The sequence below is a fragment of the Pseudomonas sp. NFPP25 genome (assembly GCF_900116505.1).
In the GTDB taxonomy this organism is placed as follows: Bacteria; Pseudomonadota; Gammaproteobacteria; order Pseudomonadales; family Pseudomonadaceae; genus Aquipseudomonas; species Aquipseudomonas protegens.
The window spans coordinates 4,568-20,781 of the sequence record NZ_FPBG01000013.1 but is presented as its reverse complement, the minus strand read 5'-3'; the positions used below and the strand labels follow the sequence as shown (position 1 = coordinate 20,781).

Here is a 16,214-nt window from a genome sequence, read left to right as displayed (position 1 = left end):
GAATTTCTTGACGACCATAGAGCGTTGGAACCACCTGATCCCATCCCGAACTCAGAAGTGAAACGATGCATCGCCGATGGTAGTGTGGGGTTTCCCCATGTGAGAGTAGGTCATCGTCAAGATCAAATTCCAAAACCCCTGTCTGTTCACGCAGACAGGGGTTTTGTTTTTGTGCGCTATAAAGCCTGGGCTGTGTGGCAGAAGCAGATTGCAGGGTGGATTCAGGGCTTCATCAGCATCGAGTAAGCAGTCATCAAGACCACATTTGTTTGCCTCTTACGCCCTGTTCTTACGCATCTTGCTGCTTCTACGGGCGATTAACTTACGCCACCAGATATAGATGCCGGTCAGTGCCAGCACGGCAATCAGAACGCCCAATAGAGCAATGATCACCTGCCCCGTGGTACCGATGATCCTGCCTCCATGTATGGGCAGTTGCAGTCGGTAGAAGCGCTCTCCGAGGGTGCCTTGCCCCGCTATCTCCTGCCCCAGCAAGCGCCCATCCGTACCGTGGAAGAACAGCCAGGACTTACCATGGGCCTGGCTGTCATGCGGACCAAAACCTGCTCCATAGAAGTTGTATTCAAAGCTGTAATACAACTCACCAATCGTCTCCTTCAAGCCCAGCCGCTGCCCCTCTTCCAGAGCCCGTTCATAGGCCTGTTGATAAGTCAGCCGGGTTATCCCCAGCTCTGCCGCCGGTACTCGTCCCCGAGCTTCATAGACGCTGGGTTCGATGGACGAGAGCAATGACACCACGGGTTTGAACACCTGGCTCGGCAGGTTCATGGCCACGCTACTGATGGCGATCGGCAGCAGGAGCAGCCATAACCACAAGCCTGCGGCGCGATGCAGGTCGAAGTTGAGCCGATAGGCATGGCCGCCCTTGATCTTCCAGGCCGTGGCCCACTTGCGCCAGAACGGCCGTCCACGAGGCAGGGTCAGCAGCAAGGCAACAAAACAGTCGATGACCCAGGCAATGGCCACCAGCCCCATCAACCATAGCCCCCAATTGCCGGGCAGGCTCAGGTTGTAGTGGAACTCCAGCAGAAAAGGCACCAGGTTCTGCCGCTGGAAGCAGCAGGCGCCCCAAAAGCGCTGCCCCTGCTGATGGGCCGTAACCGGGTCCAAGTAAAATACTTGATTGCGCTCGGTATACGGTTGGCCGGTGGCCGGGTCGGTGCGTGGCACCGCTGCCAGCAGCGCGGCATGCCCGGCTTCTTGTGGATATTCCATGTACCAGACCTGCAGCCTCGGGTGCTCGGCCTGAACGCTATCCACCAGTGCGCCGGGGGCCAGCACCGGCCCCTTGCCTGGCGTGTGATAGAACTCGGGGTTGAGCCACTCATCCAGCTCGTGATGAAAGGCCAGGACACTCCCGGTCAGCCCGGCCAGCAGCAGGAAAACTGCGGTGGCCAGGCCCATGTAGCGGTGCAATAGAACCAGAATGGCGCGCATGACATTTTTCCGTAGAGACGACAAAGCCAGCGGCTGCTGACAGGCGCTGGCTTTGTTGGCGTCAACCTAGATCAGAACTGGTAGCTCACCGTGGCGGCGACATTGCGCTCTTCGCCCAAGTAGCAGTAGCTCAAGCTTGCACAGGAGGCGACGTAGGACTCATTGGTCAGGTTGTTGGCATTGAGCCGTACATCCACTCCCTTGAGGCCCAGCTTGCCCAGGTCATAGCCGATGGAGGCATCGAAGAGCGTGTAGGCCGGTACCTTCATGGTGTTCTCGGCATCGGCCCAGCTGTAGCCCACATAGCGCACACCGCCGCCCAGGCGCAGGCCATCCAGCGTCGCGCTGTCGAACTTGTAGTCGGCCCACAGCGACGCCATCTGCCGCGGTGCCTGAGTAGGCGAGTTGCCCTTGTTCTCGATGAGGTTGGTGGCGCTGCTCAGGGTGCTGGTCATCGACTTCGAATACTGGATGTCGGTGAAGGTATAGCTGCCCAGCAGTTTCAGGTTGTCGGTCAGCTGCATGTGGGCTTCCAGCTCCAGCCCCTGGGAGCGAACAGCACCCACCGCACGATAGAAGTTTTCCTGGGGCAGCTTCGACGCCAGGTTCTCCTGGTCGATGCGGAACAACGAGGCAGTGAACAAGTTGTCCGTACCTGGTGGCTGATATTTCAGCCCGACTTCCCATTGGGTGCCGTCGGTGGGTGGCAGCGGATTGCCTGCGCTGTCTGCGTAGGAGTTGGGGTTGAATGACTCGGAATAGCTGACGTAAGGCGCCAGACCGTTATCGAACAGATAGAGCGCGCCTGCACGCCCAGTGAGCTTGGTGCGTTTGTCGCTGATTTCGGTGCCCAGTGGGCGCTGGGCTTCAGCCAGGCGGTTTTCATCCGAGGTCTCCACCCAGTCCTGGCGCAGCCCCAGGGAGAAGCGCCATTTGTCCAGCTCGATCAGGTCCTGCAAGTACACGCCGGTCTGTTCCAGGCGCCGCAAATAGCTGGTGTGGCTGTAGTAGTTGATCGTCGAGTTGCCATAGACCGGGTTGAATGCATTGATCGGCTGTAGCGTTCCCTGGTCCCAGTCGACCACGGTCTTGCGCCGTTGATAGTCGGCTCCCAGCAGTAAGGTGTGCTTGACGTCGCCGGTGAGGAATTCGGCCTGCAGCATGTTATCGACGATGAAGGAGTGGAGCTTCTCATCTCCACCCGAGTAATAGCGGTTCAGGTCATTGCTGGTGGCATTGGTCCAGCCATAGGCATAGACCTGGTCGAGCTTCACCTTGGAGTCCAGGTAGCGGAAGTTCTGGCGGGCGGTGAAGGTGTCGTTGAAACGATGCTCGAACTGATAGCCGAAGGACTGTTGATCGCGCTTGTAGCCATCCACGCCCGGCTCGCCCTCGAAGAAATGCTCGGAAATGCGCTGGCCATTGCGCTGGTTCAGGGTGCCGTTGGCCGGCATGCCGCCGTGGTAGCCGCCATCGGGGTCATTCTGCAAATAGGCCTGGAGCGTCAGGGAGGTGTCTTCACTGAAGTCGATACTCAGGGTCGGTGACAGGGCGAAGCGTTTTTCCTTCGCGTGGTCGAACTGAGTGTCGGACTTGTCCGTCAGGCCGATCAACCGATAGGCAACGCGCTTGTCGTCATCGAGCGGGCCGCTGAAGTCGAACCCCAGGCCCTGTTTGCCCTGGGTGCCCACGGTTGCCTGAATCTGGTGATAGGGCTCGTAGAGAGGCTTTTTGCTGGTCAGGGCCACCAGGCCGCCAGGGGAACTGCGGCCATAAAGCACCGATGAGGGGCCCTTGAGAATATCCACCCGTTCGAGGAAGTAGGGGTCGACCTGCATGCTGCTGTAGGTGCCGCTGTCACCCATGGACTTGAGGCCATCGAGGTAGATGTTGTCCACCGAACCATCGTTGAAGCCGCGCATCGCTACATAGTCGTAGCGATGGGTGGCGCCATAGGGATTGGTCAGCACGCCGGGGGTGTAGCGCATGGTCTGGGCGACGGTTTGCGCGCCCTGGTCGTCGATCTGTTCACGGGTGACCACCGAGACGCTTTGCGAGGTCTCCAGCAACGCTGTACTGGTCTTGGTGGCGATCTGACTGTGCGTCGCGTTGTAGCCCTCCATGCTGCCCAATGCGTTGCCCAGGGCGAAGCCCTTGACCTCAGTGGCGGGCAGGGTCAGGGCGCTGCCTTGGGGCAGGGGCCGCAGTACGTAGTTGCCGCCGTCCTGGCTGACCGCCTCCAGTCCCGAACCCCGCAGCAGCTGGTTCAGGCCCTGGGGAATGGAGTAGTCGCCCTGGAGCCCGGGGGACTGCCTGCCCTGGGTCAGGGCCGGGGTGGTGGACAGGGTGATCCCGGCCTGCCGGGCGAACTGGTTGAGGGCATCGCCGAGGTTGCCCGGGGCCACGCTGTAGCTGTGACGCGGGGCATCAACAGCGCTAGCGGCGGCCAGCACCTGGGGCGCCACTGTGCCGAGGCCGATGCTGGAGCACAGCAGGGCGGCGCGGATGGCTTGGCGCAAGGGGCGGGCGCAGGGAGAGCTTGGGCGGGTGTCGCGCAGAGTCATGGTAGGTTCCGTTGAAGTCGCAGGAAGCAGATTGAAGTGCTTACTGACTAAGCCGGACGTCCTGGCAAAACCCGCCAAAAAAAATCACCCCAGTGAATTTCAAGCCACGGGCCCCAAGGTCACCCACCAACGGGTGCGGTAGCGCAACTGCACTGGCAGGGTCTGGGGCAGGATGGCCAGCAACTTGTCGGTGTCTTCCAGGCGGAACACACCTGAAAGGCGCAGATTGCCAACCGCTGCCGAGCAGCCCAGATAGCCATGGCGATAGCGGCCGACCTCCTGGAGGAAGTCGTCCAGGCGCATGTTGCGCGTAACGATCAGGCCATCGGCCCAGGCGCCGACGTCCATCGCCAGGGGGGCCGCAGGTTCGGCCAGGCCATGGCTGATCTGATAGCTCTGACCTGCTTCCACCCGGGCGCTACGGCCGTCGGCGGTGTGCGGCGCATGAATGGCCACGCTGCCGTGGGTCACGCTCAGGCGCGTGCAGCGTTCCTCCACGCGCACCACGAAGCGGGCGTCGAAGCCTTCCAGCAGGGCGTGGCGGCTCTCCACCAGCAGCGGGCGGGCAGGGCCGTGATCGGCTCCACAGGACACCATGATCTCGCCCCGGCGCAGTTTGATCAGGCGCTGCTCGACATTGAAGTTGAGGTCCGCCGCGCTGTCGGTATTGAGTTCCAGGCGGGTGCCATCGGGCAACTGGAAGCCCCGCTGCTCGCCGACGGCGGTGGCAAAGTCTGCGTTCCATTGTTGCCAGCCCAGCAGATCCTTGCCGACCCAGGCACTGGAGCCCAGGAGCAGGGCGCCACTGAGCAGTTTCAGGGCCTGGCGCCGGCCCAGGCGCTGACTGCTGTGTTCCAGGGTATGCAAGGCCACCTGAGCCCCCGGCACCGAACGCAGGTTGGCCGTGAGTTCCTGCTGCAACGATTGCACCCGCTGCCAGGCCAGTTCGTGCTCCTGGTGCGCCGCCCGCCACAGATCGCACTGTTGCTGCAGCTTGGGGTTGGCACCGTTGTTGCGCAGGCGCAGCAACCAGTTGATTGCTTGCTTGACCACCAGGTGATCGGGATTGGGCTTGAGCGGCAGGCTGGCGGGAAAGTTATCCACAGGCTTCAGCTCTCGTAGCGCAGCAGGTAGCAATGGTAGAGCGCCTGGGCGACATAACGCTCGACGGTACGCAGGGATAGGCCCATCTGCTGAGCAATCTGCTTGTGGGTAAGTTCCTCGCACTGAGCCAGGAGAAAAGCCTGACGTACTTTCGGCTTCAGCCCTTCAAGCATCCGCGCAATGCTTTCCAGCAGCTCCAGAATCAACGCCCGAGCTTCAGCGCCGGGTGTTTCGGCTTCGGGCAAGTGGGCGATGGTTTCCAGATAGGCACGTTCGATTTCCTCGCGGCGCCAGTGATCGATTACCAGCCCCCGAGCGATGGTGCGTAAAAAAGCCCGGGGGGCCTTGAGTTCCAGACGTTCAGTTTTCTGCAGCAGGCGTACGAAGGTGTCCTGAGCCAGGTCGGCAGCATCCGCGGCATTGCCCAGGCGCTGGCGCAGCCAACTGTTGAGCCAGCCATGGTGATGGCTGTAGAGCGTCTGTACGGCGAACTCGGGTGATGACATGGACGCGGACTGCCTGAGTGTCACTAATGATAATTAGTCGCATTGTCATTGAGGCTTTATCGATTTGGCAATAAGCAGCGCACTGTCGATCATCTGAAAATGTGCTGCGGATGCTCTGGAACACCGTTCGGCGGGATTAGGCAAATTCAGGCGAGTAATTCAGAAAAATCTCTAAGGGTTCGCAGATTCTTGCCGAAAGACTGATAAGACATGCGTGCACCAAAGTAGAGCGGTCAGAGAACATCGCCTGCGCTGTTACATGGAATGTTGCATTACGGACGCATCCCCACTTTCGGCATAAGAAGTCCCATGAAATGAATCTCAAGTTCAGCCATAAAATCCTTTTGGCCGCCTCCGGCGTAGTGGTTCTGGCTTTTGCGTTGTTCACCTTGTACAACGACTACCTGCAGCGAAACACCATCCGACAGAACCTCGAATCCTCTATCCAGCAGGCCGGTGAGCTCACCTCCAGCAGTGTGCAGAACTGGATGAGCGGGCGGATCCTGGTGCTCGAGAACCTCGCGCAGAACGTTGCTCACCAAGGTCAGAACGCAGATTTCCCAGGGCTGGTGGACCAACCGGCCTTTACCTCGAACTTCCAGTTCACCTACGTCGGCCAGGCCAACGGTACCTTCACCCAGCGCCCTGACGCGAAGATGCCCGACGGCTACGACCCGCGTCAGCGCCCCTGGTACAAGCAGGCCGTCGCCGCCGACAAGACCATGCTGACCCCGCCCTACATGGCGGCTGTCGGTGGCCTGGTGGTGACCATCGCCATGCCGGTGAAAAAGCAGGGTGAACTGCTGGGCGTGGTTGGTGGCGACCTGAGCCTGGAAACCCTGGTGAAGATCATCAACTCGGTGGATTTCGGTGGCCTGGGCCACGCCTTCCTAGTCAGTGCCGACGGTCAAGTGATCGTCAGCCCGGACAAGGACCAGGTGATGAAGAACCTCAAGGACATCTACCCCGGCGCCAACGTACGGATCGAAAACGGCAACCAGGAAGTGGTCCTGAACAAACAGGAACGCATCCTCTCCTTCACCCCGGTGACCGGCTTGCCGAATGCCGAGTGGTACATCGGTCTGTCCATCGACAAGGACAAGGCCTACGCACCGCTGAGCCAATTCCGTACTTCCGCCTTGATCGCGATGTTTATCGCCGTGGCGGTGATCGCCGTACTGCTGACCCTGCTGATCCAGGTGTTGATGCGCCCACTGATCACCATGGGCCGTGCGATGCAGGACATCGCCCAGGGCGAGGGCGACCTGACCCGGCGCCTGGTGGTGGAGAGCAAGGACGAATTCGGCGAACTGGGCAGCTCGTTCAACCAGTTCGTCGAGCGGATCCATGCCTCGATTTCCGAAGTGTCCTCGGCCACCCGCCAGGTACACGACCTGTCCCAGCGCGTGATGGCTTCGTCCAACGCTTCGATCATCGGTTCCGACGAGCAGAGCGCCCGCACCAACAGCGTGGCCGCCGCGATCAACGAACTGGGGGCCGCAACCCAGGAAATCGCCCGTAACGCCGCCGATGCCTCGCAGCACGCCAGTGGCGCCAGCGAACAGGCCGATGACGGTCGCCAAGTGGTGGAACAGACCATCCAGGCCATGACCGAGCTGTCGCAGAAGATCAGCCTGTCCTGCACCCAGATCGAGACCCTGAACGCCAGCACCGACAACATCGGGCACATTCTCGATGTGATCAAGGGCATCTCCCAGCAGACCAACTTGCTGGCCCTCAACGCGGCCATCGAAGCGGCCCGTGCCGGCGAAGCCGGTCGTGGCTTCGCCGTGGTGGCCGACGAGGTGCGCAACCTGGCTCATCGTACCCAGGAGTCGGCGGAAGAGATCCACAAGATGATCACCTCCTTGCAGGTCGGCTCCCGTGAAGCGGTGTCGACCATGAACGCCAGCCAGGCGTCCAGCGAAGAGAGCGTCGAAGTGGCCAACCAGGCCGGTGCGCGGCTGGTCAGCGTGACTCAGCGGATCGGCGAGATCGATGGCATGAACCAGTCGGTGGCGGCGGCGACCGAAGAGCAGACGGCCGTGGTGGAGACCCTCAATGTCGACATCAACCAGATCAACCTGCTGAACCAGCAGGGCGTGGCCAACCTCAACGAAACCCTGAAGGATTGCGATGCCCTGTCGCAGCAGGCCAGCCGCCTGAAGCAGCTGGTGGACAGCTTCAAGATCTGAGGTTTCGCGTCACTTTCAAGCCCGCTCCCGCCTCACGGCAGGGCGGGCTTTTTCATGGGTACCGATCAGGCCGGGTGGTCGCCCAGCAGCCCCAGGTGAGTATTGATCACCTGCAACAGGCGCTGGCGCTGGGACTTGATGAAGAAGTGATTGCCGGCCACTTCGATCAGCTCGAACTCGCGGCCGGTGAACTCGCGCCAGTTGAGCATGAGGTTGGCCGTGGCCAGCGGGTCCTCGCTGCCGTAGAAGGCCGTCAACGGCACATCCAGGCAACCGCTGGAGGTGTCGTACCAGGTTTCGAAAAGCTTCAGGCCGTTGCGCAGCAGGCGTTCGTAGGATTGCAGGTCGTTCTGCCCGCGGGGCATCTCCAGGGGGCTGGCGCCGAGGGTCAGGATCGCCTCGCGAAACGCGGCGATGGGCAGGGAGTGGAGCAAGGGCCGGCGCGGCAGGCTATCCGGGCTGCGACAGCCGGAGACGAACAGGTGGCGGGTCTGCTGGGGAAAGCGTTCCTGGGCATGCTTGCTGGTCTCGTAGGCCAGCAGCGCGCCCAGGCCGTGGCCGAACAGCGCATGGGGCTCGCCGAGCCAGGGGTCGAGGGCGGCGAAGGTGTTTTCCAGCAGGCTGGGCCAGTTGTCGCAGGGTGCTTCGTCACGGCGCGGACCGTGCCCCGGAAGGTTGAGCACCACCAGCTCGATATGATCGGCCAGGCCGCTGGACCAGACCCGCATTTGCTCGGCTGCCGCCCCGGCCTGGGGAAAGCAGATCAGGCGGATCCGGGTGGCTTGCCCGGGTTTGATCACCAGCGTCCATTGTCGGGTGTCGGTGTACACAGCTTTTCCTTAAGCAAGTGGGCCGGCACTGCGCCGGCCAGAGGCAGCCTGAAGAGGGCGTCGCAGTCTGCGGATGGTTTCTAACATAGTGCCTGTCGTCCGTGAAGGCACGTGTGTGCCGGGCCGGGCGGGCGGTTGCTGTCGGTCGCCGGAACGCGGCTTGCGGCTATGCTCTGAATGTTTCGCGCCGGCTCTTTTCCGGCGGCTGGTGATTGTAAGGTGCCATTGTTTTTTGCCGGGCCAGCCTTCACCATCAGCCGATTTACGACAGCTCCCATGGACGCATTGCATTGGCGGCACGTTTAGCTCTTTCTCGGACCCTGCGCTGGTTCTGCGCGGCATTGCTGCTGGCCGGCGCACTGCTGGGCAGCCTGCACGCCGACTGGGATTTCTCCCTGATCAGCCGCCGTGCCACGGCGCTCTACGGTCCGCTGGGCGAAGGGCAGCCGCGCATCGATGCCTGGCAGCACCTGCTGGCCACGCAAAAGCAGGTGCCCGAGCGCGAACAGTTGAAGGTGGTCAACCTGTTCTTCAACAAGAACATGCGCTACGTGGAAGACATCGACCTGTGGCACCAGGTGGATTATTGGGAAACGCCGATCGAGGCATTGTGGAAAGGCGCCGGCGATTGCGAGGACTACGCGATCGCCAAGTATTTCAGCCTGCGCCACCTCGGGGTTTCCAGTGACAAACTGCGCATCACCTACGTCAAGGCCCTGCGCCAGAACCGTGCGCACATGGTCTTGACCTACTATTCCAGCCCGGAGGCCATGCCTCTGGTGCTCGACAGCCTGGAAGACTCGATCCGCCCGGCCAGCGAGCGTACCGACCTGTTGCCGGTGTACTCCTTCAATGCCGAGGGTCTGTGGCTACCGGGGGCCAAAGGCAACAAGCGGGTGGGCGACACCAAGCGCCTGTCCCGTTGGCAGGACGTATTGAAAAAAATGCAGGCCGAAGGTTTTCCGGTCGAGACGACTAACTAGGAGCACGAGCTCAGATGTCTTTGTTCAAACAACTGTTGATCGCAATCTGTGTGTTCCTGGTGGTCGCCTTCAGCGGCAGCTTCATGGTCAGCCTGGAAAGCTCGCGCACCCAGTATGTCAATCAGCTGCGCTCCCATGCCCAGGATGCCGCCACTGCCCTGGCGCTGTCGCTGACGCCGAACATCGACGACCCGGCGATGGTCGAGCTGATGGTCAGCTCGATCTTCGACAGTGGCTACTACGCCAGTATCCGGGTGGTGGACCTGGCCACCGACAAGACCCTTGTCGAGCGCAGCGGCATCCCGGAAGTCGGCAACGTGCCCCAGTGGTTTGTCAGCCTGATCGGCCTGGAACCGGCGGGTGGCGATGCCATCGTCAGCCGCGGCTGGGAACAGGCGGCTCGGGTCGAGGTGCTAAGCCACCCGATGTTCGCCGTGGCCAAGCTCTGGCAAAGTGCCCTGGGCAGCCTGGGCTGGCTGTTGATCTGCGGTGCGGTGAGCGCGGTGCTCGGCGCCCTGCTGCTGCGGCGCCAGCTCAAGCCGTTGGACTACATGGTCCAGCAGTCCCACGCCATTGCCCGTCGTGAATTCCTCAGCCTGCCGCAATTGCCCCGGACTCCGGAGCTGCGGCGGGTGGTGCAGGCCATGAACCAGATGGTCGAGAAGCTCAAGGCGCTGTTCCAGGAGCAGGCCGAGCGCAGCGAGAAACTGCGCACCGAGTCCTATCAGGACAGCCTGACCGGGCTGGCCAACCGGCGTTATTTCGAAATGCAGCTGCACGCCCGCGTAAGCAACCCCGAGCAGGCCAGTTCCGGCTACCTGTTGCTGTTGCGGGTCAAGGACCTGGCCGGGCTGAACCAGCGCCTGGGCGGCCAGCGTACCGACCAGTTGCTCAAGGCGGTGGGTGAACAACTGCTGCGCGAGTGCGACAAGTACCCGGAAACCCACAACCTGGTCACCCGGGTCCGTGGTGGCGAGTTCGCGGTGCTGGCGCCGGGGCTGGTGCGTGAGGAAGCCATCCAGCTGGCCCAGAGCCTGGACAGTGCCCTGGGCAACCTGCACGCCACCGGCGCCACCGATGTTGCCTCAGTGGCCTCCATCGGCCTGGCGGCGTTTGCTCACGGTGATTCGCCGCAAGCGGTGCTGAGCCTCGGCGACCAGGCCCTGGCCCAGGCCGAAGCCCAGGGTGACACCAGCTGGGCCTGCCTCGATCAAGGCGCCAGTGCCCAGGTCGGGGATGACCACCATGCCTGGCACCGGCTGTTGGACCGGGCGCTGTCGGAGCAGCACTTCCAGCTGTACTTCCAGCCGGTGGTGGCCGCTCGGGACACCCACCTGGTGCTGCACTACAAAGTGCTGTCGCGGCTGCTGGATGAACAGGGCCAGACCATTCCGGCCGGGCGTTTCCTGCCGTGGCTGGAGCGTTTCGGCTGGACCTCGCGCCTGGATCTGCTGATGCTCGAACAGGTGCTGAGACAGATGGCGAGCCACGAAGACTGCCTGGCGCTGAACCTGTCGGCGGCGACCCTGGCGGACCCGCACGCCCTGAATCGGGTGTTCGAGATCCTGCGCCAGCATTCCGACCTGGGCCCGCGCCTGACCCTGGAGATCGGTGAAGAGCAATTACCCGAGCAGGCCATGCTGGAACAGCTGACCCGGCGCCTGCGCGAGCTGGGTTTCTCCCTCAGCCTGCAACGCTTCGGTGGGCGCTTCAGCATGATCGGCAACCTGGCGCGCCTGGGGCTGGCGTACCTGAAGATCGATGGCAGCTACATCCGCGACATCGATCAGGAAAGCGACAAGCGCCTGTTTATCGAAGCCATCCAGCGCGCGGCCCACAGCATCGACCTGCCGCTGATTGCCGAACGGGTCGAGACCGAGGGCGAGCTGCAGGTGATTCGCGAGATGGGCTTGTACGGGGTGCAGGGCCAGCTGTTCGGCGAGCCGGCTCCCTGGGGTTGAAACCGCTTTCGCCGGCGGTCCTGCTTACAGGCCTTTAAACCGCTTCCGCCGGCAAGCCGGCTCCTACAGTAGGAGTCGGCTGGCGAAAAGGGTTCAGATCAATCCGGTTTCATCGTCATTGATCAACCGGCTCAAACCGCCCAGCGCCTCGCGGGCCTGGGTGCGATCCATCAGCTTGGCCTGGGCCGCGGCCGGCAGGTCGGTGATGCGGATCACGCCCTTGAGGGTCAGGAGCTGGATCAGGTCGTCCAGCACCCGGATCATTTCCAGGTCGCTTTGCTTGAGTTGCTTGAGACTGACTTCCACCGCCTCGTTGGCGTACCAGGTCTGGATCTCGTGGTGGTCGGCGGGCAGCGTCTCGGTGGCCTCGGCGTAAGCGGCGGCTTCCACGCGAATCAGCTGGCCCTGTGCATCGCGTTGCACGTAGAACATGGCGAATCCCTCAGGCATGTGTTTCCGGCGTCAGGCAGGCAGCAGCATAGGCCAACGCAGCATTCAGAGCGCGAGTATGCGGTGCGCCGCGGCGCTCGTCACGCCGCGGGCTGCCTGCCGGGGCCCGGCGACCACCCCGGGGGGTGGCCGCTAGGGGCCGGTCAGCTGTTGTTGTGATCGATCTTGATGGTCGGGTCGCTGCCGGCGATCAACGAATTGATGTTGGCGTTGGACCAGTTGTTGCCTTCCAGCTTGATCGTCACGTCGGCGTTGGCCAGGCCCCCGGCGGCGTTGAGCTTGCCCTCGGAGCTGACCTGCAGGGTCGAGACCCCGTCCACGGTGGTGATCTTGAGGAAGTTGTCGATGGTGCTGGCGCTCTCGCCCTGCAGCAAGTCACGCAGGTCGATGCGGTCGCCTTCGCTGGCCTTGAAGTCCTTGATCACGTCGTTGCCGGTGTCGCCGGCCTTCCAGACGAAGGTGTCGGCACCCGAACCGCCGATCAGGATATCGTTGCCCTGGCCACCGATCAGGGTGTCGTTGCCGGTTCCCCCCAGCAGGATGTCATTGCCCTTGCCGCCGTCCAGCAGGTCGTTGCCGCCCTGGCCGAAGAGAATGTCATTGCCGGCACCGCCCAGCAGAGTGTCGTTGCCGTCGTGGCTGCCAGACACATCGAACTCGGTGTAGTGCTCGGTGATGTACTGGTGCACGTTGCTGGTGGTGACCTTGCTCACGTCGACCCCGGTCTGCTTGGCCACATAGGCCTGCATGGCCTGGTAGCCCTCGCCTGCGACGCCGTTGAAGCTCACCAGGTCGCCGAACAGGATGTCGTTGCCGTCGCCGCCGCTGACCTTGTCGGCCCCCGGCATGGTCGCTTCGGTGTGGCCGATGATCGAGTTGGCCAGGTCGTTCGGGTCGATGTTGGTCTGCGGCTTGCCGTCGCTGTCGTAAGGCTTGAGGTCGTTGAGGCTGACACCACTGTTGATGCCGATGGCTTCGACGTTCGACAGGCCGCTGAGCAGGGCAAAGCCGCTGTTGGAGTTGGTGGTGGTGTAGTAGTCGGTGCTGCTGCCGGAGCCGGCCAGGTTCGACAGCTCGTAGGTACCGTCGCCCTGGGCGTGCAGGGTGCCCAGGGTCTTGCTGCTCCAGCCCCAGCCATTGTTGGTCTGCAGGATTGTCGTGCCGTCGCTGGCGACGCTCAGGTAGTGAGAGTTGTCGAGGTACTTGCCGAAGGTATCCCCCAGCTTGTAGTTGCTGGTGGTCACCACATCGTCGAGACGCACGTTGCCGTACAGCGTCGGGTTGGTCTGCTCGCCGCTCTGGTAGTAGGTCGGCTTACCGTCGGTGATGAAGTAGGTCAGGTTGGTGGCGTTGCTGTTGCCGGTGGCCTGGCTGCTCTGGAAGAAGTTGGCCGTGGCCTTGAACACGTCTTCGTAGTTGGTACCGCCGCCGGACGTCATCGAATCCAGCACCGCCTTGAGCTGGGCCAGGGCATTCGGGTCGTTGAGGTTCACCGACACCGACTTGTTGACCTGGGTATCGAAGTCGGCGAGGAAGATGTTCACCGTCCCCGAGCTGCTGCCGCCGATGCTGTTCTTCAGGGTATTGAACACCGAGGTCAGGGAGTTCTTGGCCGCGGTGATCGAGGCGCTGCTCATGCTGCCCGAGCTGTCCACCATGAAGGCGATGTTGTAGTTGGTGCCCGGGACCACGGTCAGGCCGCCGATGTCGGCAACCACGATGTCGTTGCCATCGGTGCCGGTAACGGTGTCGTCGCCGGAGGTGGCGACCACCGAGTTGTAGACCGCCGGGTAGACCTTGACCGGGATCTGCGCCGAAGTGCTGGCAGAGCCGCCCAGGGACTCGGTGGAGGTCGAGGTCACGTTCAGGTTGAAGGTGCCGTTGTAGTACGGCGGTGGCGTGACCGTCAGGTTGCCCAGGTTCCAGCCGGTGACGTTGGCTTCACCGGAAGTCGCGGTGGCGGTGAAGGTGTGCCCGGCGCCATCGCTGAGCACCGAGCCTGCCGGAATGCCGCTGATCTTCACGCTGAGGGTTTCCGAGCCGTCGGTATCGGTCAGGCCGGTGGTGATCTTCGACAGATGCACGCTGCCGCCTTCGCCGCCCTCGTTGAGCTTGTAGCCGTCGTAGTAGCCTTCACCGTTGGTGCCGTGCAGGTCGGACACCGAGACTCCGGCGTTGGTCAGGTCGGTGACGCCGGTGTAGAGCGGCACGCCGGCGTTGCTCAGGTCCGCCGCAGCCCCGCCGTTGACCGAGAGATTGACGTCGTAGGAGCCCGGGCCGCTCTGGTTGTGGTGGTAGATATCGATGGTGTAGTAGCCGCTGGTGGTCGGAGTGAAAGTACCGTTGAGGTTACCGCCCGCGCCCCAGGTGGTGCTGGCCACGTTCTTGCCGCCGATGGTCACCAGCAGGCTGTCGTCGCCGGTGCCGGAGAAGGTATAGGCCTTGCCTGCTTCCAGGTAGATCAGGCCTGAGGTCTTCGACGCAGTGCCCGGCGTGATGTTGCCGTCGGACTGGACGTTGGTCGCCAGGCTGCTGCTGTTGGGTGTGCCGGCAGCGTCGATCACCGATTTCAGAGTGCTGGCGGAAGCGCCGCTGCCGTCGGTGCCCAGGCCGCTGAGGTTGGTCCAGACTTCCTTGAGCAGGCCCACCGAATTCACGCTGTTGCCGGCCACGCTCAGGGTTGGCGCATCGGCTACCGGGGTGATGTCGACGGTCACCGTGCCGGTGTTGCCCAGGGCCTGGCCGTCGGTTGGCTGGAACTTGATCTGGGCGTAATCGGCCTGCTGGTTGCCCACGCCGTTGCCGCCGTAGCCATTGGTTCCGGATTCGTTGGCGTCCGGTGTGAAGCGCAGTTTTCCGGCATCGATATCGGCCTTGCTGAAGGTCTGGTTGTTGGCCACATCCTTCCAGGTCGAACCGTCCAGGTATTGCAGTTTGCCGTCGCTGGGCAGTTGGGTGATCTTCACGCCGAGGCTGGACGCCGGGCTGTCGACGTCGCTGACGCCGAAGTTCGACCAGGTCAGTGCCAGCGGGGTGTCTTCGTTGCCGGTCACGGCGCCGCCAGTGGCGGTTGGGGCGTCGTTCACCGCCACCACGTTGACCGTGGTAGTGGCGACGTTGGAGTAGTTGCCGCCGTCGGTCACGGTCACGGTGATGGTCCGTGGCGTGGTGCTCGGGTCTTCACTGTTGTTGGTGAAGGTGATGTTCTTGATCTGCTGCATGTAGTCGGCCAGCGTCGCGCTGCCCGACAGGGTCAGGGTGATCGAACCGTCCTTGCTGTTGGCATTGATGGTGATGCCGTTGACGCTGTTGCCCAGGTTCAGCGAGTCCCCCGGCTGGCGGTTGGTCAGCACGATGGTGGCGCCGGTGAGCAGGGTGCTGTCCGGGTCGGTGATGCTCAGGTCGGTGTCGGCGATCGACACGCCAGGGCCTGTGGTGCCTTCGGTGAAGGTGACCTTGTAGTCGGCCCCGGTAGCACCGCTGGAGTTGTTGGCATCCAGGTCGATGACCGGCGGAGCGTCGTTATCGATGATCGAGGTAGTGACGCTGTTGTTGCTGCCCACCACCAGGTTCTCGAAGTTGCCGCCAGTGGCCGAGTCGATCTTGACCGTGAAGTTCTCGGTGCCTTCGGTGATCTTGTCGTCAATGGTGGCGACGTTGAAGGTGGCGCTGCTGGCGCCGGCCGGGATCTTCACGGTGTACACGCCGCTGAAGTCCGAACCGTCGGTGGCGGTGCCGCTGTAGCTGATCTTCAGGGTGACTTCGGTCTGCGCCGGGTGAGTCAGGCTCACGGTGTAGCTGGCGGTCTGGCCTTCGGTGACCGAGGCGCTGCCGCTGATACCCACCGAAGTGGTGTCCAGTGTATCGGTGACGTTGGTCACCGCTGGCGTGGTGTCCGTGACCAGCTTCTCGAAGTTGCCGCCAGTGGCGTTGGTGATGGTGGCGTTGACCTTGCCTGCGTCGATGTAGACGTCGTCTGCCGGCGCCGGAACGGTGACCGTCCCGGTGGTTTTTCCGGCCTCGATATGGATCACCGAACCGTTGGACAGGGTCACGGTCACCGGAGTGCCGGAGGCGTTGGTCAGGGTGGCGGTGTAGGTGATCTGGCCGCCTTCAGCGACGGTGCCAGTGGCAGTCAGGCTGACGCTGGTGGTGTCGACGGT

At 62.6% G+C, this 16,214-nt stretch carries 10 protein-coding genes and 1 rRNA gene; 4 read left to right on the top strand and 7 right to left on the bottom strand.

The genetic code is table 11. From position 1 onward, the window contains the following. Positions 1 to 6 precede the first annotated feature (6 nt). Positions 7 to 122: ribosomal RNA gene (rrf, locus tag BM382_RS31240) — 5S ribosomal RNA — on the top strand. A gap of 154 nt (positions 123 to 276) precedes the next feature. Here the strand turns inward: rrf and BM382_RS31235 are convergent. From BM382_RS31235 to BM382_RS31220, 4 genes are all read right to left on the bottom strand, one after another. After that, positions 277 to 1,458 (bottom strand): PepSY-associated TM helix domain-containing protein, encoded by a 1,182-nt coding sequence (locus tag BM382_RS31235; protein ID WP_072445091.1) that lies wholly within the window; start codon positions 1,456 to 1,458, stop codon positions 277 to 279. 71 nt (positions 1,459 to 1,529) lie between these two features. After that, entirely contained in the window at positions 1,530 to 4,022 is a 2,493-nt protein-coding gene (locus BM382_RS31230) for a TonB-dependent siderophore receptor (protein ID WP_072445090.1), read from the bottom strand. A gap of 99 nt (positions 4,023 to 4,121) precedes the next feature. Next, positions 4,122 to 5,126, bottom strand: coding sequence for a DUF4880 domain-containing protein (locus BM382_RS31225; protein ID WP_072445088.1), 1,005 nt, complete (start codon positions 5,124 to 5,126; stop codon positions 4,122 to 4,124). A 5-nt stretch (positions 5,127 to 5,131) separates the two neighbouring features. After that, positions 5,132 to 5,632 (bottom strand): sigma-70 family RNA polymerase sigma factor, encoded by a 501-nt coding sequence (locus tag BM382_RS31220; protein ID WP_019093129.1) that lies wholly within the window; start codon positions 5,630 to 5,632, stop codon positions 5,132 to 5,134. A 314-nt stretch (positions 5,633 to 5,946) separates the two neighbouring features. Between BM382_RS31220 and BM382_RS31215 the strand changes: the two genes are divergently transcribed. Continuing rightward, positions 5,947 to 7,827 (top strand): methyl-accepting chemotaxis protein, encoded by a 1,881-nt coding sequence (locus tag BM382_RS31215; protein WP_011058509.1) that lies wholly within the window; start codon positions 5,947 to 5,949, stop codon positions 7,825 to 7,827. Between the two features lie 65 nt (positions 7,828 to 7,892). On the opposite strand, the gene BM382_RS31210 is transcribed toward BM382_RS31215, so the two are convergent. Then, on the bottom strand, positions 7,893 to 8,657 hold the full coding sequence (locus tag BM382_RS31210) for a thioesterase II family protein (protein ID WP_041115047.1): 765 nt from the start codon (positions 8,655 to 8,657) through the stop codon (positions 7,893 to 7,895). A gap of 290 nt (positions 8,658 to 8,947) precedes the next feature. Here BM382_RS31210 and lapG point away from each other — a divergent pair, with 290 nt between their 5' ends. Both lapG and lapD read left to right on the top strand, forming a co-directional pair. Then, positions 8,948 to 9,640 carry a cysteine protease LapG gene (gene lapG / locus BM382_RS31205; protein ID WP_011058511.1) on the top strand — a complete coding sequence of 231 codons (693 nt, stop codon included), beginning with the start codon at positions 8,948 to 8,950 and terminating at the stop codon, positions 9,638 to 9,640. Positions 9,641 to 9,654: 14 nt separating this feature from the next. Next, the gene (lapD, locus tag BM382_RS31200; protein WP_053155799.1) at positions 9,655 to 11,601 is read left to right on the top strand and encodes a cyclic di-GMP receptor LapD; all 1,947 of its coding nucleotides are present in this window, start codon (positions 9,655 to 9,657) and stop codon (positions 11,599 to 11,601) included. Positions 11,602 to 11,694: 93 nt separating this feature from the next. On the opposite strand, the gene BM382_RS31195 is transcribed toward lapD, so the two are convergent. Next, positions 11,695 to 12,033 carry a hypothetical protein gene (locus BM382_RS31195; protein WP_011058513.1) on the bottom strand — a complete coding sequence of 113 codons (339 nt, stop codon included), beginning with the start codon at positions 12,031 to 12,033 and terminating at the stop codon, positions 11,695 to 11,697. Between the two features lie 161 nt (positions 12,034 to 12,194). Beyond that, a partial coding sequence (locus BM382_RS31190; protein ID WP_139188662.1) for an immunoglobulin-like domain-containing protein occupies positions 12,195 to 16,214 on the bottom strand: 4,020 nt, incomplete at its 5' end.